At 64.3% G+C, this 20,009-nt stretch carries 18 protein-coding genes and 2 tRNA genes; 18 read left to right on the top strand and 2 right to left on the bottom strand.

Going from position 1 to position 20,009, the window contains the following annotated elements; all coding sequences use genetic code 11:
- Positions 1–14 precede the first annotated feature (14 nt).
- The 9 genes from der to QZ709_RS19155 all read left to right on the top strand — a co-directional run bounded on the left by der (position 15) and on the right by QZ709_RS19155 (position 8,790).
- Positions 15–1,352 (top strand): ribosome biogenesis GTPase Der, encoded by a 1,338-nt coding sequence (gene der / locus QZ709_RS19195; RefSeq protein ID WP_294639152.1) that lies wholly within the window; start codon positions 15–17, stop codon positions 1,350–1,352.
- 125 nt (positions 1,353–1,477) lie between these two features.
- Positions 1,478–1,717, top strand: a complete 240-nt coding sequence (gene hfq, locus QZ709_RS19190; protein WP_294639151.1) for an RNA chaperone Hfq — start codon at positions 1,478–1,480, stop codon at positions 1,715–1,717.
- Between the two features lie 102 nt (positions 1,718–1,819).
- Positions 1,820–3,022: a GTPase HflX gene (gene hflX / locus QZ709_RS19185; RefSeq protein ID WP_294639150.1), complete on the top strand. Its 1,203-nt coding sequence runs from the start codon at positions 1,820–1,822 to the stop codon at positions 3,020–3,022.
- A complete protein-coding gene (gene hflK / locus QZ709_RS19180; RefSeq protein ID WP_366937193.1) occupies positions 3,019–4,383 on the top strand; it encodes an FtsH protease activity modulator HflK in 1,365 nt (454 codons plus the stop codon). The genes hflX and hflK overlap by 4 nt, the downstream gene beginning before the upstream one ends.
- Positions 4,384–4,401: 18 nt before the next feature.
- Positions 4,402–5,295, top strand: a complete 894-nt coding sequence (gene hflC / locus QZ709_RS19175) for a protease modulator HflC (RefSeq protein ID WP_294639149.1) — start codon at positions 4,402–4,404, stop codon at positions 5,293–5,295.
- Between the two features lie 59 nt (positions 5,296–5,354).
- Positions 5,355–5,549 carry a DUF2065 family protein gene (locus tag QZ709_RS19170; protein WP_294639148.1) on the top strand — a complete coding sequence of 65 codons (195 nt, stop codon included), beginning with the start codon at positions 5,355–5,357 and terminating at the stop codon, positions 5,547–5,549.
- 89 nt (positions 5,550–5,638) lie between these two features.
- A complete protein-coding gene (locus QZ709_RS19165) occupies positions 5,639–6,832 on the top strand; it encodes an ATP phosphoribosyltransferase regulatory subunit (protein ID WP_294639147.1) in 1,194 nt (397 codons plus the stop codon).
- A 38-nt stretch (positions 6,833–6,870) separates the two neighbouring features.
- A complete protein-coding gene (locus tag QZ709_RS19160) occupies positions 6,871–8,226 on the top strand; it encodes an adenylosuccinate synthase (protein WP_294639146.1) in 1,356 nt (451 codons plus the stop codon).
- A 42-nt stretch (positions 8,227–8,268) separates the two neighbouring features.
- Positions 8,269–8,790 carry a phosphoribosyltransferase gene (locus QZ709_RS19155; RefSeq protein WP_294639145.1) on the top strand — a complete coding sequence of 174 codons (522 nt, stop codon included), beginning with the start codon at positions 8,269–8,271 and terminating at the stop codon, positions 8,788–8,790.
- A 246-nt stretch (positions 8,791–9,036) separates the two neighbouring features.
- On the opposite strand, the gene QZ709_RS19150 is transcribed toward QZ709_RS19155, so the two are convergent.
- Both QZ709_RS19150 and QZ709_RS19145 read right to left on the bottom strand, forming a co-directional pair.
- Positions 9,037–9,121, bottom strand: a tRNA-Leu gene (locus QZ709_RS19150).
- 398 nt (positions 9,122–9,519) lie between these two features.
- Positions 9,520–9,604: transfer RNA gene (locus QZ709_RS19145), tRNA-Leu, on the bottom strand.
- 86 nt (positions 9,605–9,690) lie between these two features.
- Between QZ709_RS19145 and rnr the strand changes: the two genes are divergently transcribed.
- From rnr to rseP, 9 genes are all read left to right on the top strand, one after another.
- Positions 9,691–12,042: a ribonuclease R gene (gene rnr / locus QZ709_RS19140; RefSeq protein ID WP_294639144.1), complete on the top strand. Its 2,352-nt coding sequence runs from the start codon at positions 9,691–9,693 to the stop codon at positions 12,040–12,042.
- Positions 12,043–12,241: 199 nt separating this feature from the next.
- Positions 12,242–12,985, top strand: a complete 744-nt coding sequence (gene rpsB / locus QZ709_RS19135; RefSeq protein ID WP_294639143.1) for a 30S ribosomal protein S2 — start codon at positions 12,242–12,244, stop codon at positions 12,983–12,985.
- 105 nt (positions 12,986–13,090) lie between these two features.
- Positions 13,091–13,987, top strand: coding sequence for a translation elongation factor Ts (gene tsf / locus QZ709_RS19130; RefSeq protein ID WP_294639142.1), 897 nt, complete (start codon positions 13,091–13,093; stop codon positions 13,985–13,987).
- Between the two features lie 191 nt (positions 13,988–14,178).
- The gene (gene pyrH, locus QZ709_RS19125) at positions 14,179–14,889 is read left to right on the top strand and encodes a UMP kinase (protein WP_294639141.1); all 711 of its coding nucleotides are present in this window, start codon (positions 14,179–14,181) and stop codon (positions 14,887–14,889) included.
- Positions 14,890–14,965: 76 nt separating this feature from the next.
- Entirely contained in the window at positions 14,966–15,526 is a 561-nt protein-coding gene (gene frr, locus QZ709_RS19120; protein ID WP_294639140.1) for a ribosome recycling factor, read from the top strand.
- 106 nt (positions 15,527–15,632) lie between these two features.
- The gene (uppS, locus tag QZ709_RS19115) at positions 15,633–16,424 is read left to right on the top strand and encodes a polyprenyl diphosphate synthase (RefSeq protein ID WP_294639139.1); all 792 of its coding nucleotides are present in this window, start codon (positions 15,633–15,635) and stop codon (positions 16,422–16,424) included.
- 2 nt (positions 16,425–16,426) lie between these two features.
- The gene (locus QZ709_RS19110) at positions 16,427–17,347 is read left to right on the top strand and encodes a phosphatidate cytidylyltransferase (RefSeq protein ID WP_294639138.1); all 921 of its coding nucleotides are present in this window, start codon (positions 16,427–16,429) and stop codon (positions 17,345–17,347) included.
- The gene (gene ispC, locus QZ709_RS19105; protein WP_294639137.1) at positions 17,340–18,545 is read left to right on the top strand and encodes a 1-deoxy-D-xylulose-5-phosphate reductoisomerase; all 1,206 of its coding nucleotides are present in this window, start codon (positions 17,340–17,342) and stop codon (positions 18,543–18,545) included. The genes QZ709_RS19110 and ispC overlap by 8 nt, the downstream gene beginning before the upstream one ends.
- Positions 18,546–18,587: 42 nt before the next feature.
- On the top strand, positions 18,588–19,982 hold the full coding sequence (rseP, locus tag QZ709_RS19100; RefSeq protein WP_294639136.1) for an RIP metalloprotease RseP: 1,395 nt from the start codon (positions 18,588–18,590) through the stop codon (positions 19,980–19,982).
- The last annotated feature ends 27 nt before the right edge of the window (positions 19,983–20,009 follow it).

Below are 20,009 nucleotides of genomic sequence, written 5' to 3'. Positions count from 1 at the left end.
TTTTCCGAGTACACATGAAACCTGTCATTGCGCTGGTCGGACGACCCAACGTCGGCAAATCGACGTTGTTCAATCGACTGACCAAGAGCCGCGATGCCATCGTGGCCGACTTCGCGGGCCTGACCCGTGACCGCCACTACGGCGAGGGCCGCATCGGCTCGCGCGCCTTCATTGCCATCGACACGGGGGGCTTCGAGCCCGACTGCACGGACGGCATCTTCAAGGAGATGGCCAAGCAGACCCGACAGGCCGTGGCCGAGGCCGATGCCGTGATCTTCGTGGTCGACGCCCGCAACGGGCTTTCCGCGCAGGACCACGACATCGCGCGCTACCTGCGTACCGCCAACAAGAAGGTGCTGCTGGCAGCCAACAAGGCCGAGGGCATGCAGTCCGGCCCTCAACTGGCCGAGTTCTACGAACTGGGCATCGGCGAGCCCATTCCCGTGTCTGCGGCGCATGGGCAAGGCATCCGCAGCCTGCTCGACATGGCGCTGGATGACTTCTTCGCCAATGTGGACGAAGAGGACACCGAGGATGAAGGCGACAAGCCCATCCGATTGGCCGTGGCCGGTCGTCCCAACGTCGGCAAGTCGACCCTGATCAACACCTGGCTGGGTGAGGAGCGCCTGGTCGCGTTCGACATGCCCGGTACCACCCGCGATGCGATCAGCGTGCCGTTCGAGCGCAACGGCCAGAGGTTCGAGCTCATCGATACCGCCGGTCTGCGCCGGAAGGGGCGGGTCTTTGAAGCCATCGAAAAGTTCTCGGTGGTCAAGACCTTGCAGGCCATCTCCGACGCCAACGTTGTGCTCCTGCTCGTCGATGCCACCCAGGGCGTGACGGAGCAGGACGCCCACATCGCCGGCTTCGTTCTCGAGTCGGGCCGTGCCGTGGTCATCGCCGTCAACAAATGGGATGCTGTCGACAGCTACCAGCGGGAGATGCTGCAGCGCTCGATCGAAACCCGGCTGAGCTTTCTCAAATTTGCGCCGGTGTTGCACATCTCGGCCATCAAGCGGCAAGGCCTCGGCCCGCTGTGGAAGGCCATTTCGGACGCCTGGGCTTCGGCCACCCGCAAGATGTCGACCCCGGTGCTGACCCGGTTGCTGGCCGAGGCCGTGCAGTTCCAGCAACCGAAGCGCGCAGGCGCTTTCCGGCCCAAGCTGCGCTACGCCCACCAGGGTGGTCAGAATCCGCCGGTCATCGTCATTCACGGTAACTCGCTGGAGCACGTCAGCGAATCGTACAAGCGCTTCCTGGAGGGGCGTTTCCGCGAACACTTCAAGCTCACCGGCACGCCGTTGCGCATCGAAATGAAGTCGTCCCACAACCCGTTTGACGACAAGGACTGAAGTCCTGTCGCTTGTCGTTCGGGGCGGCAGAGCTTTTCAAGGCTTCACAAGACCCTGAACGCTGATCGGTCGGGGACTGTGTTAAGGTCCTCTTTCCGAAACTTTTCTTTAACACGGAGCATATCGTGAGCAACAAAGGGCAACTCCTACAAGACCCATTTCTGAACCTGCTGCGCCGCGAGCACGTGCCGGTTTCCATCTACCTCGTCAACGGCATCAAGCTGCAAGGCCACATCGAATCGTTCGACCAGTATGTTGTGCTGTTGCGCAACACCGTGACCCAGATGGTCTACAAGCACGCGATTTCCACCGTGGTGCCCGGCCGCGCTGTCAACTTTCACGCCAACGAGTCGGCGGAAGGCTGATTCAGCCTGACGTCCCGTTTCCATCCCCCGGTCGATCCCCATCCTGACGCCTTGACCACCGACTCCCCGTCTGTGCGCCTCGCCCATGAGGACCCCAGGGTCGTGCTGGTGGGGGTCGACTTCGGCCCCGGCTCGTCGTTTGACCCCACCCTCGACGAACTGGCGCTGCTGGCCGAATCGGCCGGTGACAAACCCGTTGCCAAAGTCACGGCCCGGCGCCGTGCACCGGACGCCGCTCTGTTCGTCGGCTCCGGCAAGGCCGACGAAATCAAATCGCTCGTGACGCTGTACCAGGCGCACGGGGTCATCTTCGACCAGGCCCTGTCCCCGGCCCAGCAACGCAACCTGGAGCGCCATCTCGGCGTCGAGGTGCTGGATCGCACCGGCCTCATCCTCGAGATCTTCGGCGCGCGCGCCCGCAGCCACGAAGGCAAGCTGCAAGTCGAGCTGGCGCGCCTCGAATATCTCTCTACCCGGCTGGTGCGGCGTTGGTCCCACCTGGAGCGGCAGCGCGGTGGGGTCGGGCACCGTGGGGGGCCGGGCGAAACGCAGATCGAACTCGATCGTCGGATGATCGACCAGCGCATCAAGTCGCTCAAGGAGCGGCTGATAAAGGTGAAGAAGCAGCGCAACACACAGCGTCGCTCGCGGGAGCGTGCTGGAACGTTCCGTGTGTCGCTGGTCGGCTACACCAACGCGGGGAAATCGACCCTGTTCAATGCGCTGACCAAAGCTGGCACATATGCCGCCAATCAGCTGTTTGCCACATTGGACACCACGACCCGGCAGTTGTTCCTGGCCGAGGCACAGCGGAGTGTGACCCTGTCCGACACGGTCGGCTTCATCCGCGATCTGCCTCACACACTGGTGGAGTCCTTCGAGGCGACCTTGCAGGAAGCGGCCGAGGCCGATCTGCTGCTGCATGTGGTGGACGCCGCGAGCCCGGTGCTGCTGGAGCAGATCGACGAGGTGCTCCGTGTACTCGACAGCATTGGTGCCGGCGAGCTGCCACAGGTGCTCGTGTTCAACAAGTGCGACAGCCTCCCGCCGCACCAGCAGCCCCACCACGATCGCGATGTCTACGAATTGCCCTCGGGTCGCCGGTGCCACCGGGTCTTCGTCAGTGCATTGAACGGGCAGGGCCTTGATACGCTGCGCTCGGTGCTGGCGGAGGCGGCCGTGGTCGGGCTGGGCGAGCAACTGCATGCCCCGTCCGATGCCGACCCGCGCTTCGACAGGCACAATCCCATCGATGCAGACGGTCCCCCGCCTGCGTACCCTGGTTTTCCGACCGACAGAACATGAACATGCAAACGCTGGATGCAGGCCGCGAGCCTGCGCGCTCGAACCGCTGGACGTGGGCTGCCGTGCCCCTGGCGGCCCGATTGGCTGCGGGTGTTGCACACCGCGCCGGCTGGCTGACATGGCAGATGGTGCGTCAGGCGCTGCCTGGTGGCGCTGCGCCGACGGTCATGAACAACCAGCGGAATGACGGTCCGCCGGATCTGGACGAGTTGTGGCGTGATTTCAACCGCAAGCTCAGCGGCATGTTCGCAGGCAAGGGCGGTGGTGACAACAACGGCCCGGGTGGCAGCATCAGTCCGGACCCGAAGGGCACGGGCATCGGTGTGGGCCTGATCATCGGGGTCACCGCATTGATCTGGCTGGGCAGCGGCTTTTTCATTGTTCAGGAAGGCCAGCAGGCCGTCGTGATGTCTTTCGGCCGCTTCAGCCACACCGTCGATGCCGGCTTCCAGTGGCGCGCCCCCTATCCGTTCCAGAGCCACGAGGTGGTGAACGTCACCCAGTTGCGCTCCATCGACGTTGGCAGCAACTCGGTCATGCAGGCCACGGGCCTGCGTGACTCGTCGATGTTGACGCGCGACGAGAACATCGTCGACATCCGCTTCACGGTGCAATACCGTTTGCAGGATGCCAGACAGTACCTGTTCGAGAACCGCAACTCGGACGAAGCGGTGCTGCAGGCCGCCGAGTCCGCCGTGCGCGAGATCGTCGGCAACAGCAACATGGACTCGGTGCTGTACGAGCAACGCGACGCGATCGCGGCCGAACTGGTGAAGTCGATCCAGGCGCAGGTCAACAAGTTGAAGGCCGGCGTGCTGATCGCCAACGTCAACGTCCAGAGCGTTCAGGCACCCGAGCAGGTTCAGGCTGCGTTCGACGACGCCTTCAAGGCCGGCGCCGACCGTGAGCGCCTCAAGAATGAGGGGCAGGCCTACGCCAACGATGTGATTCCCAAGGCGCAGGGTACGGCTGCCCGTCTGCGCGAAGAGGCCGCCGGCTATGCAGCCCGCGTGGTGGCGCAGGCCGAAGGTGATGCGCAGCGCTTCAAGTCTGTGTATGCCGAGTACCAGAAGTCGCCGGTCGTGATGCGGGACCGCCTCTACATCGACACCATGCAGCAGGTCTACAGCAACGTCACGAAGGTGATGGTGGACAGTCGCCAGGGCTCCAATCTGCTGTATCTCCCCATCGACAAGCTGATGCAACTCTCTGGCCCGGGTGGCGCCAACGGCGCGGTTGCGCCAGCCGCCGGCGCGGCCTCCGGTCCAGAAAGCAGTACGCCTACCTTGCCTGCCTCTGGCGGTGCCGCGGATGCCCGGTCGCGCGACGGCCTGCGCAGCCGTGACCGTGACGTGCGCTGAAGCATCGAGGAAAGAGACATGAACCGAATCGGTATCTCCCTGGTCAGCGTGCTGCTGGCCATCGTCATCGCCGCCTCCACTCTGTTCGTCGTGGACCAGCGTCAGTTCGCCGTGGTCTATGCCCTGGGTGAAATCAAGGAAGTCATCAGCGAGCCGGGCTTGAAGTTCAAGCTGCCCGCCCCGCTGCAGAACGTCGTCTTCCTCGACCGTCGCGTGCAGACGCTCGACAGTCCGGAGTCGCGGCCCATCTTCACCGCCGAGAAAAAGAGCCTCGTCATCGACTGGCTCGTGAAGTGGCGCATCACCGAGCCGCGACAGTTCATTCGCAACAACGGCGTGGACATCCGCAATGCCGAAAACCGCCTGTCGCCGATCGTTCAGGCCGCCCTCAACGAGGAAGTCACCAAGCGCACGGTCGGCGCCGTGCTCTCGACCGAGCGCGAGAAGGTGATGCAGGGCGTGATCCAGCGCCTGGCGGACGACGCCAAGGCGTTCGGCATCGAGATCGTCGACGTTCGCATCAAGCGCGTGGACTTCTCTGCCAACATCACGGATTCGGTCTACCGCCGCATGGAGTCCGAGCGCAAGCGGGTCGCCAACGAACTGCGTTCGACAGGTGGCGCAGAAGGCGAGAAGATCCGAGCCGACGCCGATCGCCAGCGTGAAATCATCGTGGCTGAAGCCTACCGTGATGCCCAGAAGATCAAGGGCGAAGGCGACGCAAAGGCGTCGGCGTTGTATGCCGAGGCTTTCGGCCGCGACCCGCAGTTCGCCCAGTTCTATCGCAGCCTGGAGGCCTATCGCGCCACGTTCCGCACCAAGGGCGACGTGATGGTTCTCGATCCGAGCAGCGACTTCTTCAAGGCCATGCGAGGAAGCAATGCCGGTGGTGCCTCGGCGCCCCGCAAGTGAGACCATGAGGCGGCATGACCGTCTCGTTCGCGCTGCCGCCTGGCAAGGAGCGGCTGTGAATGGCTGAAGCGCTGTGGATCGCGCTGGCACTTGTCTTCGTCGTGGAAGGGCTGCTGCCGGCGCTCAACCCTGCAGCCTGGCGGCGCATGTTCGAGCAGTTGCTGCAGCTGGATGACGAGCAGATTCGTCGTTTCGGGCTGGGCAGCATGGTCTTGGGCCTGCTGCTTCTCTGGCTGATTCAGGCGTTGTCCTGAACGTCCTGATGCGGGCGGCGGGGCAGGGCGCTGTCAAAGTGTCCCGAACCCCCGGTAGAATCTCGTTTTTAACCCCCGCACGTTTTCTTATGTCGTCTGCTTGGCTGTTGCCAGAGCACATCGCTGACGTTTTGCCCGCGCAGGCCCGTCGCGTGGAAGAACTGCGTCGCATCTGGCTGGACGTGGCCCGCAGTTACGGCTACGAGCTGGTGATGCCGCCATTGCTCGAACACCTGGACTCGCTGCTGTCCGGCACGGGGCGGGCGCTGGACCTGCGCACGTTCAAACTGGTCGATCAGCTGTCCGGCCGCACGCTGGGCATTCGTGCCGACGCGACCCCTCAGGTCGCCCGCATCGACGCCCACCTGCTGAATCGCGACAGCATCACCCGGCTGTGTTACTGCGGCCCGGTGTTGCACACCCGTCCCGCCAGTCCTCAGGCTGGCAGAGAACCCCTTCAGCTGGGTTGCGAGATTTACGGTCATGCCGGGCTCGAGGCGGAGCTTGAAGCAACGGAACTGGCGCTGGAAGGGCTCCGCGGCTCAGGTCTGACCGACCTGGTCATGGACCTGGCCGATGTCCGGTTGGTCGACGGCGTGCTCGCTGGCCTGGGCGTGCCCGCGCTCGACGAAGCGACCCGCACCGCGCTGGTCACCGCGCTGACTGCCAAGGACGTGGCCGCGCTGCGTGAACTGGCGCAGCAAGGCACCCTGGCCGCTTCGTCGGATGCGGCCCGTGTTCTGGTCGGCCTCACGACCCTCTACGGTGGCGACGAGGTCCTGGACCACGCGCGCGAACTCTTGCCCGCCCATCCTCTCGTCGACAGTGCCTTGCGCGATCTGAGCTGGTTGGCAGGACACCTGCGACAAAGCCAGCCTGACGTGCAGATTGGTTTTGACCTGTCCGACCTGTCCGGCTATGCCTATTACAGCGGGACGCGCTTCGCCGTATATGGCATCGGGTTGGCCGATGCTGTTGTGCGAGGTGGTCGGTACGACGAGGTGGGGGCTGTGTTCGGCCGTCGCCGCCCGGCGGTCGGCTTCAGCCTTGATCTGAAGGTGCTGGCCGAGCTGTTGACGGCCCGGCATCCGCAGGCAGCCCGCTCGGCTGTTCGGGCTCCGTGGGGGGAAGACCCCGCCTTGCGCCAGGCTGTGCGCACCCTCCGAGGGCAGGGCCACACCGTGGTGTGCGTGCTGCCCGGACATGAACATGACGTCCAAGAATTCGATTGCGACCGTGAGCTCGCACTGATCGACGGACGCTGGACGGTGCGCGCCCTCTGAGCGCCCGTCCTTTCCCTTTAGCGAAACAGGAATCTGCCATGCAAAGCACTTCTGCGTCGGCCCGCGCCGGCAACACCACCGCCCGCAACGTCGTGGTGGTCGGCACCCAATGGGGTGACGAAGGCAAGGGCAAGGTCGTCGACTGGCTGACCGATCACGCTGCCGCCGTTGTCCGCTTCCAGGGTGGCCACAATGCCGGCCACACGCTCGTCATCAATGGCAAGAAGACCGCCCTGCAACTGATCCCCTCCGGCATCATGCGTGATGGTGTGGCCTGCTACATCGGCAACGGTGTGGTGGTGGACCCGACCCATCTGCTGTCTGAAATCAAGCGTCTGGAAGATGCCGGCCTGAACGTGCGCTCACGCCTGTTCATCAGCGAATCCTGCCCGTTGATCCTGCCGTTCCACGTCGAAGTCGACAAGGCCCGCGAGGCGCTGCGCGAAACCAGCGGCAGCGGCAAGATCGGCACCACCGGCAAGGGCATCGGCCCGGCCTATGAAGACAAGGTGGCGCGTCGTGCCTTGCGTGTGCAGGACCTGAAGCACCCGGACCGTTTCGCCAAGAAGCTCGGCGAACTGCTGGAGTTGCACAACTTCGCTCTCGAAGGCTACCTCAAGGCTGGCAGGCTGGAATTCCAGCCGATCTTCGACCAGGCAATGGCCGCCGCTCAGGAAATCCTGCCGATGTTGGCTGACGTGGGCGTGCGCATCCATGCGCACAATCTCGACGGCGGCTGCGTGCTGTTCGAGGGTGCCCAGGGCACACTGCTCGACATCGACCACGGCACGTATCCGTACGTGACCTCCTCGAACTGCGTGGCAGGCAATGCCGCAGCGGGTTCGGGCGTGGGGCCGGACAAGCTCCACTACATCCTGGGCATCACCAAGGCGTACACCACCCGCGTGGGTAGCGGTCCGTTCCCGACCGAACTCGACTGGGATACACCGGGCACCGTCGGGCATCACCTGTCGACCGTGGGCCAGGAGCGTGGCACCGTCACCGGCCGCGCCCGTCGCTGCGGCTGGCTCGATGCCGCAGCGCTGAAGCGCTCGGTGCTCATCAACGGCATTTCCGGCATCTGTCTGACCAAGCTGGATGTGCTCGACGGCCTCAGCGAAATCAAGGTCTGCACCGGTTACATGCTGCGTGGCGAGCGCATCGACATCCTTCCTCTTGACGCCGACGACATCGTGGCGTGCGAGCCGATCTACGAAACCTTCCCCGGCTGGGAGGGCTCGACCTTCGGTATCACCGAGTGGGACAAGTTGCCCGCCAACGCCCGCGCCTACCTGGAGCGCGTGCAGGGTTTCATCGGCGCCCCCATCGACATGGTGTCGACCGGCCCGGATCGCGACCACACCATCCTGCTCCGTCATCCCTACAAGGGCTGATCGGCCAGCTGTTTTTCTTTGACCGACAACCATAGGTTCACCATGCTCACCGACGACGGCAAACACCTTTATGTGTCCTGGGAGGAGTACCACCAGCTGATCGAGCGTCTTGCGCTCAAGGTGCACGCTTCCGGCTGGGAGTTCGACCAGATCCTGTGCCTGGCTCGTGGCGGAATGCGTCCCGGCGATGTCCTGTCTCGTGTGTTCGACAAGCCTTTGGGCATCATGTCGACCAGCTCGTACCGTGACGAAGGCGGTACGCTGCAGGGTCGGCTGGACATGGCCAAGTACATCACCATGCCGAAGGGTGAGTTGGCCGGACGGGTGCTGCTGGTGGACGACCTGGCGGATTCCGGTGTGACGCTCAAAGCGGTGGTGGAGCGCCTGCGCAGCATGCCAGCCATCACGGAATTGCGGTCGGCCGTGATCTGGGTGAAGGGAGTGTCGTGCTACACGCCGGATTACTTCGTGGAGACCTTGCCCACCAGCCCGTGGATCCATCAGCCGTTTGAAGAGTACGACAACCTGCGCCCGCAGGCGCTGCTCAAGCGCTATGAAGTTTGATCCGAGCGGCGTCTGACTGGCGCTGCTTTGGACAGGAGGAGAAGAGGGCGGCCGAGAGGCCGCCTTTTTCATGGCGAGTGGGCGCTCTTCCCAAGTGCACCCGCCGGCGGCGTGAGCGCCGTGGGGCCTCCTTCGGGCGCGTGAGACGTGGCAGGGACCAAAAGGCGATGCCGACACCATCACTCTTTCTGGGCGTGCACCAATGAGAAAAGCCGGCTGATCTTTCGATCAACCGGCTTGCTCATTTGGTGCCCAGGAGAGGACTCGAACCTCCACGGAGTTACCCGCTAGTACCTGAAACTAGTGCGTCTACCAATTCCGCCACCTGGGCAGGTACTGTTTGATGCTTTGTTTTGCGTTTCAGCGTTGCGCTGCATCAAGACCATTAATGTAGCACGATTTTTGTTCTTTTGTCGAGCTTGCTGAGTGGCGTGGCAAAAAAGCGGCGAAATCGCTGCTGGCGACGAAGAGTGTTGTTCCGTCGCCGCATTCGAGAACCACGTTGCCATCCGTGCGCCTCGGTGAACCACCGTTCCGTGGTGTACGCTGAGTCAGGAATCAACATGCAGCACGCGGTACCTGGCCTTCCGGCCTCTCTTCCAGTCCATTCTTGGCGAATGGGCGAGCGGCCTGCGGGTGGCCGTGGGGTGCGGGGTTGCCGCCATGTTGGCCACAATCGCGACGGGAATGAAAAAAGCCGGCTGATCTTTGATCAGCCGGCTTCCTCAATGGTGCCCAGGAGAGGACTCGAACCTCCACGGAGTTACCCGCTAGTACCTGAAACTAGTGCGTCTACCAATTCCGCCACCTGGGCAGGTACTCTTTATCGCTTCTTTCTGCCGTTCAAAAAACGTTGCAGTGATCAGCGAAGAATTGAATTCTAGCATCAAAATGAGAGACATGACAACACCCTCCACACTTTCTTCGAACCTCATGAGCGAAATCGTTGGCACCGTCCAGGGCCACCGTGACGGCCACGGGTTCGTCCACCCCGATGAGGGCGACACCACTGTCTGGCTTTCGCCACAGGAAATGCGTGCTGTCCTGCATCGGGATCGGGTGAGGGTGCGGATTGTGCGTTTCGATCGCAAGGGGAGGCCGGAAGGGCAGGTGCTGGACATTCTCGAGCGGCGCAAGACACCGATCATCGGTCGGCTGCTGCACGAAGGCGGTGTCTGGCTGGTTGCGCCCGAGGACAGGCGTTTCGGCCGCGACATCCTCATCCCGGCCAAGGCCACGGGCCACGCTGAGCCGGGTCAGGTTGTGGCCGTGGAGCTCACCGAGCCTCCGTCCCTGAACGCCCAGCCGGTGGGGCGCGTAACCGAGGTGTTGGGGGGCATCGACGATCCGGGCATGGAAATCGAGATTGCCGTGCGCAAGTACGAGGTACCGCACCGGTTCGGCGACGACGTGCTGGCCCAGGCCGCCAAGCTGCCAGAGAAGGTTCGTCCCGCCGACAAGCGCGGACGGATCGACATCAGCGACGTTCCGCTGGTGACGATCGACGGGGAAGACGCGCGTGACTTCGACGACGCCGTGTACTGCGAGCCTGCCCGTATTGGTCGGGGCAAGGTGCCCAACGGGTGGCGCCTCATCGTGGCCATTGCCGACGTGAGCCACTATGTGAAGCCCGGCGAGCCGCTGGACCGTGAAGCGTATGAGCGGGCGACCTCCGTCTATTTCCCTCGTCGGGTCATCCCGATGCTTCCGGAGAAGCTCTCCAACGGGCTGTGCTCATTGAATCCCGAGGTCGAGCGCCTGTCCATGGTGTGCGACATGCTGGTGACGGCGGAGGGTGAGATCCACGCCTATCAGTTCTTCCCGGCGGTCATTCGCTCGCATGCCCGGCTGACCTACACAGAGGTCGCGGCCATCCTCGGCAACACGCGGGGGCCGGAGGCGTTGCGTCGCGCGGAGCTGGTGCCTCAGTTGCTTCACCTTCACGAGGTTTATCGCGTGCTGCTGAAGGCGCGTGGCACCCGCGGTGCCGTGGACTTCGAGACGACCGAAACGCAGATCGTGTGTGACGAGAACGGTCGGATTGCCAAGATCGTGCCGCGCACGCGCACCGAGGCCCACCGGCTGATCGAAGAGGCCATGCTGGCGGCCAACGTGTGTTCTGCAGACTTCATCCTGCGTGCAAAGCACCCGTCGTTGTACCGGGTGCACGAGGGCCCGACGCCCGAAAAGCGCACCATCCTCAAGAACTACCTCAAGGCGCTTGGATTGGGGCTCAGTCTGGGCGAGGAGCCGCGCCCGGGCGACTTCCAGGCGATTGCCGAGGCCACCAAGGACCGCCCTGACGCAACGCAGATTCACACCATGCTGCTGAGATCGATGCAGCAGGCGATCTACACGCCCGTCAACAGCGGTCACTTCGGGTTGGCCTACGAGGCCTACACGCACTTCACCAGCCCGATCCGACGTTACCCGGATCTGTTGGTTCACCGGGTGATCAAGGCCCTGCTGGGCCGAGACCGCTACGGCTTGAAGCTGCCGCCGGTGCAGTCGTCCACAGGCAACTTCAAGCGCAAGGGCGGGCAGGGCGCTGTCACCCGAGGTCTGCCGGTGGCGCCAGTGAAGGGCGCGCGGATCAAGCTGCCGCCCGAGGAAGCGATGGCCTGGGAGACGGCCGGCATCCACTGCAGCGCCAATGAGCGCCGGGCCGACGAGGCCTCGCGTGATGTGGAGGCCTGGCTGAAGTGCATGTTCATGCGCGAGCGGCTGGGCGAAGAATACGGGGGCACGGTCAGTGCGGCGACCAGTTTCGGGCTTTTCGTGCAGCTCGATGGGTTGTATGTCGAGGGGCTGGTCCACATCACGGAGCTGGGCGGCGAGTACTACCGGTTCGATGAGGCCCGCCAGGAATTGCGCGGTGAGCGTTCCGGTGTGCGGTACGGCGTCGGGGCGCGCGTTCGGGTGCAGGTCAGCCGCGTCGACCTGGATGCCCGCAAGATCGACTTCCGCCTGGTGCGCGAGGACGCCGGGCAGTCCGGCCGTCCAGGAGCAGGGGGCGCGGCAGGCGGCAGAAACAGCCGCAAACCGCGGACTTCGGAAGCGGCCTGGGCCGGGGAGCGCAGCGCACAAGATGAACTGGCCGACATCCAGGAGATGGATCGGCAGGCTCGGCGAGGCGCCAAGGCGGCACGGGGTGCGGCTGCCGAGCGTGCAGGGACGGCGGCCGGGGCCCGAGGAGGCAAGGCAGCGGGCAAGAAGACGCCTGCCCGCAAAGGCTCGCGCAGCCGGCGCTGAGCCGCGGGTGGCCGGCGCTCACGTGGCAGTCGGTCACCCGTCGGAAACATGCTAGAATGCGAGAGTTTGCCCGGAATGGTCCGGGTGAATACTGTTGAAACCGCGAAGCCGTCAATCCAAGGTGTCGCTTGCATCCTGTCGCGTCTGCGCGGGTGCTCGATCGCTGGCGGCTTCTAGATCCAACCTCTGGAGCACTCACATGTCCGTGTCCATGCGCGAAATGCTGGAAGCCGGTGTCCACTTCGGTCACCAAACCCGCTTCTGGAACCCCAAGATGGCCCCCTTCATCTTCGGCCATCGCAACAAGATCCACATCATCAACCTCGAGAAGACCCAGCCGGCTCTCGAGGAAGCCCTGAAGTTCATCAAGCAGCTGTCGGCTCGCCGCGGCACCGTGATGATGATCGGCACCAAGCGTCAGGCTCGCGACATCGTGGCTGAAGAAGCTGCGCGCGCTGGCGTGCCGTTCGTGAACCAGCGCTGGCTGGGCGGCATGCTGACCAACTTCAAGACGGTCAAGGGCTCGCTGAAGAAGCTGAAGGACATGCAGGTTCAGGTCGAAGCCGGCCTGGACAACCTGAAGAAGAAGGAAGGCCTGCTGTTCCAACGTGAACTGGCCAAGCTTGAAAAGGACATCGGCGGCATTCAGGACATGAACGCTCTGCCCGACGCCCTGTTCGTGATCGACGTCGGCTACCACAAGATCGCCATCGCAGAAGCCAAGAAACTGGGTATTCCCGTGATCGGCGTGGTCGACACCAACCACTCGCCCGAAGGCATCGACTACGTCATCCCGGGTAACGACGACTCGTCCAAGGCTGTGGCCCTGTATGCCCGCGCCGTGGCCGACGCCATCCTGGAAGGCAAGGCCAATGCCGTGAACGACGTCGTGGCCGCAGCCGCTGGCGACGACGAGTTCGTGGAAGTCAACGAAGCAGCCTGAGTCCTTCCGACTCGGCAAGAAGGGGCTGTTGTTCAGCCCCTTTTTTTCAACAGATTCTGATGTGACGCGGCCGTGACGCCGCGTTCCAACCCAACGGAGAACGATATGCCCGCAATCACCGCCAGCATGGTTGCCGACCTGCGCGCCAAGACCGACGCCCCGATGATGGAGTGCAAGAAGGCCCTGACCGAAGCCGATGGCGACATGGCCAAGGCTGAAGAGATCCTGCGCGTCAAGCTCGGCAGCAAGGCTTCGAAGGCCGCTTCGCGCGTGACCGCCGAAGGCGTGGTGTCGTCGGCTGTGGACGGCACGACCGCTGCCCTGGTCGAGATCAACTGCGAAACCGACTTCGTGTCCAAGAACGACTCGTTCCTGGCTTTCGCCAAGTCGGTGGCCGAGCTGGTTGCCAAGCACAACCCGGCCGACGTGGCCGCCGTGGGCGAGCTGCCTCTGTCGCAAGACGGCTTCGGTCCGACCGTGGAAGAAGTGCGCAAGGGCCTGATCGGCAAGATCGGCGAGAACATGTCGATCCGCCGCTTCAAGCGCTACGCGGGTGGCAGCAAGCTGGCTTCCTACCTGCACGGCGCCCGCATCGGCGTGCTGGTCGAGTTCGACGGTGACGATGTGGCTGCCAAGGACGTGGCCATGCACATCGCTGCCATGAAGCCGGTGTCGCTGTCGTCGGCCGACGTGCCGGCCGCCCTGATCGAGACCGAGCGCAGCGTGGCCACGGCCAAGGCCGCCGAGTCCGGCAAGCCCGCTGACATCGCTGCCAAGATGATTGAAGGCGCCATCCAGAAGTACCTGAAGGAAGTGTCGCTGTTCAACCAGGTCTTCGTGAAGGCTGCTGACGGCAAGCAGACCGTCGAGGCTTACCTGAAGTCGACCAACACGACCGTCAAGGGCTTTACCATGTACGTGGTGGGCGAAGGCATCGAGAAGAAGCAAGACGACTTCGCTGCCGAGGTTGCAGCCACGATGGCCGCAGCCAAGGGCCAGTAAGCCCGGCGCAAGACACAGGGGGCTTCGGCCCCCTTGTGCTATCTCTTACGCTCTTTGCACCAGACGAATCAAGGTTCGCTCGAGCGGTTCCCCGGGAACCTTCTTGCGCGGACACTTTCCAAGCCTTCGGGCTTGACCGGCCTGCCCGCGTGGGAGTCGGGCCGACCCAGAATACACACAAGGACGACTGCATGGCCGCCTACAAGCGCATCCTCCTGAAACTTTCCGGTGAAGCCCTGATGGGCGACGACGCCTACGGCATCAACCGAGCCACCATCGTCCGGATGGTCAAGGAAATCCAGGAGGTGACGGCGCTGGGCACGCAGGTGGCGGTCGTCATCGGCGGGGGCAACATCTTCCGCGGCGTCGCGGGTGGGTCGGTCGGCATGGACCGCGCGACAGCCGATTACATGGGCATGCTCGCCACGGTGATGAACTCGCTGGCCCTGGCCGACACCATGCGTCAGGAAGGCATGACCGCCCGCGTCATGTCGGCCATCAGCATCGACCAGGTGGTGGAGCCTTATGTCCGTCCCAAGGCGTTGCAATACCTCGAAGAGGGCAAGGTCGTGGTCTTCGGCGGCGGCACCGGTAATCCGTTCTTCACCACCGACACGGCGGCCGCATTGCGCGGCGCCGAGATCGGCGCCGAGGTGATGCTCAAGGCCACCAAGGTGGACGGCGTCTACACGGCCGACCCGAAGAAGGATCCGACGGCAACCCGATACAGCAAGATCACCTTCGACGAGGCGCTGATCAAGAACCTGCAGGTGCTGGACGCCACGGCGTTCGCGCTGTGCCGTGATCAGAACCTGCCGCTCAAGGTGTTCTCGATCTTCAAGCCGGGCGCGCTCAAGCGAGTCGTGCTCGGCGAGGACGAAGGCACGCTGGTTCACGTCTGACCCGGCTGTCCTCCAGTCCCCCCACTCACGCGTTTGTCAGTCTTCAGGCAGTCGCACATTCGCACGGAGTCTCTCCATGAGCATCGCAGACATCAAGAAAAACGCCGAGCAGAAGATGGCCAAGTCCATCGAGGCTTTCAAGAACGAGCTGGCCAAGATCCGGACGGGCCGCGCCCACCCGGGCATCCTGGACCAGGTGCAGGTCGAGTACTACGGTTCGATGGTGCCCATCAGCCAGGTCGCCAACGTGGCGCTCATGGATGCCCGCACGATCAGTGTGCAGCCCTGGGAAAAGGGCATGGGCGCCAAGATCGAGAAGGCCATCCGTGAGTCGGACCTCGGGCTGAACCCGTCCTCGCAGGGCGATCTGATCCGCGTGCCGATGCCCCCGCTGACCGAGGAGCGCCGCAAGGAGTTGACCAAGGTCGTCAAGGGTGCTGGCGAAGACGCCAAGGTTGCGGTGCGCAACCTGCGTCGTGACGCCAACGAGCAAGCCAAGCGCCTGCTGAAGGACAAGGAAATCACCGAGGATGAAGATCGTCGTTCCCAGGACGACATCCAGAAGCTGACCGACAAGGTCATTGCCGAGGTGGACAAGCTGGTGCAGGCCAAAGAGGCAGAGATCATGGCCGTCTGAGGCCGTGGCTTTGTCATAATCCCTGCGTACTGCGAGGCGGCCTGTCCGCCTCGCGGTCTTTCTGCAAGCGCCATTGATCCGGGCGCTCACACACACACCTTTGCTCATGGACCAATCGTCGGCCGCCTCTGTTCCACGCCACGTTGCCATCGTCATGGATGGCAACGGGCGCTGGGCCCGCAAACGCATGATGCCCCGCGGTGTGGGGCACAAGGCGGGTGTCGATGCCCTTGTGAAAGTGGTTCAGGCTGCAGCCGACCGGGGCATCGGCTACCTCACGGTGTTCGCGTTCTCGTCCGAGAACTGGAAGCGGCCCGAGGAAGAGGTCTCGGGCCTGATGAGCCTGTTGCTGGTGGCGCTCTCGAAGCACCTGACGCGGCTCAAGTCCGACGGGGTCCGGATCCGGGTGGCCGGTGACCTCGATTCGGTGTCGCCTCGGATCCGCGACGCGCTGCGTGGCGCCGAGAAGGACACCGAGGACAACAGCCGCCTCGTCCTCACGGTCGCCTTCAACTATGGCGGTCGCTGGGACATTGTTCAGGCGTGCCGTGCCGCCATGGCCTCTGGCGTGCCGCCGGAAGCGCTGGACGAGGCCACCCTGGCCCGGTTCATGACGATGGCGTATGCCCCGGACCCCGACCTGTTCATTCGCACGGGCGGTGAGGTGCGCTTGTCCAATTTCCTGCTTTGGCAGAGCGCCTATGCCGAGTTCTTCTTCACCGACTGCCTGTGGCCGGACTTCGACGCCGCCGAGCTGGACCGGGCCGTTGCGGCTTATGCCCGCCGTGAGCGCCGTTTCGGCGATGTCGGCACGTCGGGTCAAGGGGAGGGCGCGTTGGGTGGAGCTGCGGATGGCCTCGCCTGCGACGGGCCTGGTGTCCTGACGGGGGAGCAGTGAGCATGCTGCGTCAGCGCGTCATCACCGCGGTCATTCTGGTGGCCATCCTGTTGCCGACCCTGGTGGTCGAGGCCGTGTGGCCGTTCTCCCTGCTCTCGCTCGCTTTCATCTCGGCGGCGGGGTGGGAGTGGTCTCGCCTGAATGGGGCGCCGGGCGCCCGTGCCTGGCTCATGGCCGCTGCGGTGGCGGGGGGCTCGATCTACGCAGCCCACGGCTTCGGCCTGCCGGTCTGGCAGCAGCCCGAGGTCCTGAGCGCGTCTCAGCCCCATGTCCATGACGTTGGGCATCCGCTGGCCGGCTTCTACACGCCGACCTGGGTGTGGCTGGTGGCGCTGCCTGTCTGGGTGGTGGGCGGCGGGCTGGCTTTGCGCCATGGCCCCCGCTACTGGGGGCAATGGCCAGAGTGGCCGCGTCGCGTGTTGGGTCTGGTGCTGCTGATCGGAGCCTGGCTGGCCCTGGTCGACATCAAGGCCCAAGGCGGTAACTTCATGCTGTCCGTGTTCTGTCTGGTCTGGGCTGCCGACATTGGCGCCTATTTCGGGGGGCGAGCATTCGGGCGTCGCAAGCTGGCTCCCGCCATCAGCCCGGGCAAGAGCTGGGAGGGGGTTTGGTCCGGGATGGCCGCAGTGCTGCTGCTGGCCGTGTTGTGGATTGCGATTGACCGCCATGTGGGGGTGGACTCGCCCAGCCTTTACAGTCGCCTGCTGCTCGGGATCGGGCCTGTGGGGATGGTCCTGGCGCTCGCGTTTCTCGCCGCCATGAGCGTGGTGGGCGATCTGTTCGAGTCGATGATCAAGCGCCAGGCGGGTGCCAAAGACAGCAGCCAACTGCTGCCTGGACATGGTGGTGTGCTCGACCGCGTGGACGCGCTCCTTCCCGTGTTGCCCCTGTCTCTCGCCCTGATGTCGCTCTGTCATGCTTGATCGTCGTCATCCTGCACCGCAGCGGGTCACCGTTCTGGGTGCCACTGGTTCCATCGGCACGAACACGCTCGACGTGATGGCGCGCCATCCTCAGCGCTTCGAGGTGTTCGCGCTGACCGGAGCGCAACGCGTCGAGGAACTGGCGGCCTTGTGTGCCCGTTGGCAACCGCGCTTTGCCGTCATGCCGGACGAAGGCGCGGCCGCACGTCTGCGCGCGCTGGGGCGTGAGCAGGGGTGGCGTACCGAAGTGCTATCCGGTGAAAGGGCCCTGGTGGACGTGGCGGCTCACCCCGCAGTTGACGTCGTGATGGGCGCCATCGTCGGTGCTGCGGGGCTGGCACCATGCCTGGCTGCCGCACGCGCGGGCAAGCGCTTGCTGCTGGCCAACAAAGAGGCGCTGGTCGTCGGGGGCGCTTTGTTCATGGAGGCGGTCCGCGAGGGCGGGGCCACACTGCTGCCCATCGACAGCGAGCATTCGGCGATCTTTCAGTGTCTTCCGGACGATCCGTCCTCCTGGCCTGCACGGATCGACCACATCGTGCTGACGGCCTCGGGTGGGCCGTTCCGAGAGCGGGCCCCTGGCACCTTCGCGGAGATCACGCCAGAGCAGGCCTGTGCCCACCCCAACTGGGTCATGGGGCGCAAGATCTCGGTCGACTCTGCGACGATGATGAACAAGGCGCTGGAGGTCATCGAGGCCCGCTGGCTCTTCGGGCTGGCGCCCGAGCAGATCCGGGTTGTGCTGCATCCTCAGAGCATCATCCATTCGATGGTGGTCTGTCGGGACCGGTCCGTTCTGGCCCAGCTCGGCACGCCGGACATGCGTGTGCCCATCGCCTACGGGCTGTCCTGGCCCGAACGGATCGAGTCGGGAGCAGACTTGCTGGATTTCCTGTCCCTCAAAGCGCTGACGTTCGAAGAGGCTGATGCCGCTCGCTACCCGGGTCTGCAACTCGCCTGGCAGACCCTCAACGGGCCGGCCGGCAGCACGTGTGTGCTGAATGCAGCCAACGAGATGGCCGTCGATGCCTTCCTGAAACGGCGGATCCGGTTCGACCAGATTCACCGGGTCAACACCGAAGCCCTTGAATCGGTCGGAATCGATTCGGGTGCGGCTGACTCGGTGGAGGGGTTGCTGTCGCTGGATGCCCTGGCCCGACGCAAGGCCGGTGACATCATTGCTGCCCTGTCGCCATGAGGCGGCGGGGAAAGCCTGTCGGATGACCCAGAAGGTGTTGCCATGCTGACGACGACCCTGTACTTCCTGTTGACGATCGGTGTGCTGGTGGTCATCCACGAGTACGGACACTATCGTGCGGCACGCGCCTGCGATGTCAAGGTGCTTCGCTTTTCTGTCGGCTTTGGCCGCGTGCTGTGGAGACGCCAGCGCGGCGAGACCGAATTCGTGGTGTCGGCGCTCCCGCTGGGGGGGTACGTCCGCATGCTGGACGAGCGGGAAGCGCCGGTGTTGCCCTCCGAACGGAGTCGGGCCTTCAACCGCAAGCCGTTGAAGCAACGTGCCTTCATCGTGGCGGCGGGGCCGCTGGCCAACCTCGTGCTGGCGGTGCTGCTGTATGCCGCCGTCAACTGGACGGGTGTTCAGGAACTGCGCCCCTGGTTGTCCGCACCTGTGCCTGGGAGCCTCGCTGCGCAAGCCGGACTGCAGTCCGGAGACGAGGTTGTGGCACTTCGTCCCGCTTCCGCGCGGGACGGGGATGCCGAGTGGCAGTCCATCCGGTCTTTGAGCGAGTTGCAATGGCTGTTCACCCGCGCGACCCTGCGCGGCGAGGACGTGGCCCTGCAGGTCCGCTCGCGACAGCGGGAGGATGAGGAGGGCCGCGGCGCAAGGACACTGATGCTGCCCCTGTCCGCCATTCCTGCTGCAGAGGTCGATGGCAAGTTGCTGGACCGCGTGGGCCTCAGTGGTCCGTATGCCGAACCGTTGGTCGATGAGGTTGTGGCGCAAGGGCCAGCCGACCGCGCCGGCCTGCGCAAGGGCGACCGGGTGCTCCGCATCAACGGCGTCGCGCCGCGTGATGCGGCCGAGCTGAGACGCCTGATCCGGACCAGTCTCCAGGGCGGACATGCGCAGCCGATCTTGCTGGACGTCGACCGAGGCGGGCGAACCCTGAGCCTGGAAGTGCAGCCGGTGCTCAAGGAAGTGCAGGGGAAGCAGGTGGCGCGCATCGAGGCGGCACTGGGCAGCATGCCGGCCGTGGTCGAAGTGCGCTACGGCGCCATCGAAGGCTTCGGCATGGCGCTCGAAAAGACGTGGGACACGGCGGTGCTCAGCTTGCGCATGCTAGGCAAGATGCTGATCGGCGAGGCCTCGATCAAGAACCTGAGCGGCCCCTTGACCATCGCCGACTATGCTGGCAAGTCGGCCACCCTCGGTTGGGTGCACTACCTCGGTTTTCTGGCGCTGGTGAGCGTGAGCCTGGGCGTGCTGAACCTGTTGCCGCTGCCCGTCCTCGATGGCGGGCACCTCATGTATTATCTTTTTGAAGGCGTCACGGGGCGTCCGGTCTCGGACCTGTGGCTGGAGCGCCTCCAACGTGGTGGCGTGGCCATCATGCTGGCGATGATGTCGCTGGCGCTTTACAACGACCTGGCCCGCCTGATCGGCGCGCACTGAGTTTCACTGCATGCACATCCCCTCCAT

This window comes from uncultured Aquabacterium sp., from assembly GCF_913773725.1.
GTDB lineage: Bacteria > Pseudomonadota > Gammaproteobacteria > Burkholderiales > Burkholderiaceae_C > Aquabacterium.
The sequence above is the reverse complement of the archived record's forward strand: the minus strand, read 5'-3'. Positions and strand labels throughout refer to the sequence as shown.

Bases quoted from the DNA above. Each gene is read 5' to 3' on its own strand.
- QZ709_RS19170 (WP_294639148.1), top strand. From the start codon at position 5,355: ATGGCTGAAGCGCTGTGGATCGCGCTGGCACTTGTCTTCGTCGTGGAA.
- hflC (WP_294639149.1), top strand. From the start codon at position 4,402: ATGAACCGAATCGGTATCTCCCTGGTCAGCGTGCTGCTGGCCATCGTC.
- QZ709_RS19155 (WP_294639145.1), top strand. From the start codon at position 8,269: ATGCTCACCGACGACGGCAAACACCTTTATGTGTCCTGGGAGGAGTAC.
- uppS (WP_294639139.1), top strand. From the start codon at position 15,633: ATGGACCAATCGTCGGCCGCCTCTGTTCCACGCCACGTTGCCATCGTC.
- hflK (WP_366937193.1), top strand. From the start codon at position 3,019: ATGAACATGCAAACGCTGGATGCAGGCCGCGAGCCTGCGCGCTCGAAC.
- tsf (WP_294639142.1), top strand. From the start codon at position 13,091: ATGCCCGCAATCACCGCCAGCATGGTTGCCGACCTGCGCGCCAAGACC.
- ispC (WP_294639137.1), top strand. From the start codon at position 17,340: ATGCTTGATCGTCGTCATCCTGCACCGCAGCGGGTCACCGTTCTGGGT.
- pyrH (WP_294639141.1), top strand. From the start codon at position 14,179: ATGGCCGCCTACAAGCGCATCCTCCTGAAACTTTCCGGTGAAGCCCTG.
- QZ709_RS19160 (WP_294639146.1), top strand. From the start codon at position 6,871: ATGCAAAGCACTTCTGCGTCGGCCCGCGCCGGCAACACCACCGCCCGC.
- rseP (WP_294639136.1), top strand. From the start codon at position 18,588: ATGCTGACGACGACCCTGTACTTCCTGTTGACGATCGGTGTGCTGGTG.
- QZ709_RS19165 (WP_294639147.1), top strand. From the start codon at position 5,639: ATGTCGTCTGCTTGGCTGTTGCCAGAGCACATCGCTGACGTTTTGCCC.
- QZ709_RS19110 (WP_294639138.1), top strand. From the start codon at position 16,427: ATGCTGCGTCAGCGCGTCATCACCGCGGTCATTCTGGTGGCCATCCTG.
- frr (WP_294639140.1), top strand. From the start codon at position 14,966: ATGAGCATCGCAGACATCAAGAAAAACGCCGAGCAGAAGATGGCCAAG.
- rnr (WP_294639144.1), top strand. From the start codon at position 9,691: ATGACAACACCCTCCACACTTTCTTCGAACCTCATGAGCGAAATCGTT.
- rpsB (WP_294639143.1), top strand. From the start codon at position 12,242: ATGTCCGTGTCCATGCGCGAAATGCTGGAAGCCGGTGTCCACTTCGGT.
- der (WP_294639152.1), top strand. From the start codon at position 15: ATGAAACCTGTCATTGCGCTGGTCGGACGACCCAACGTCGGCAAATCG.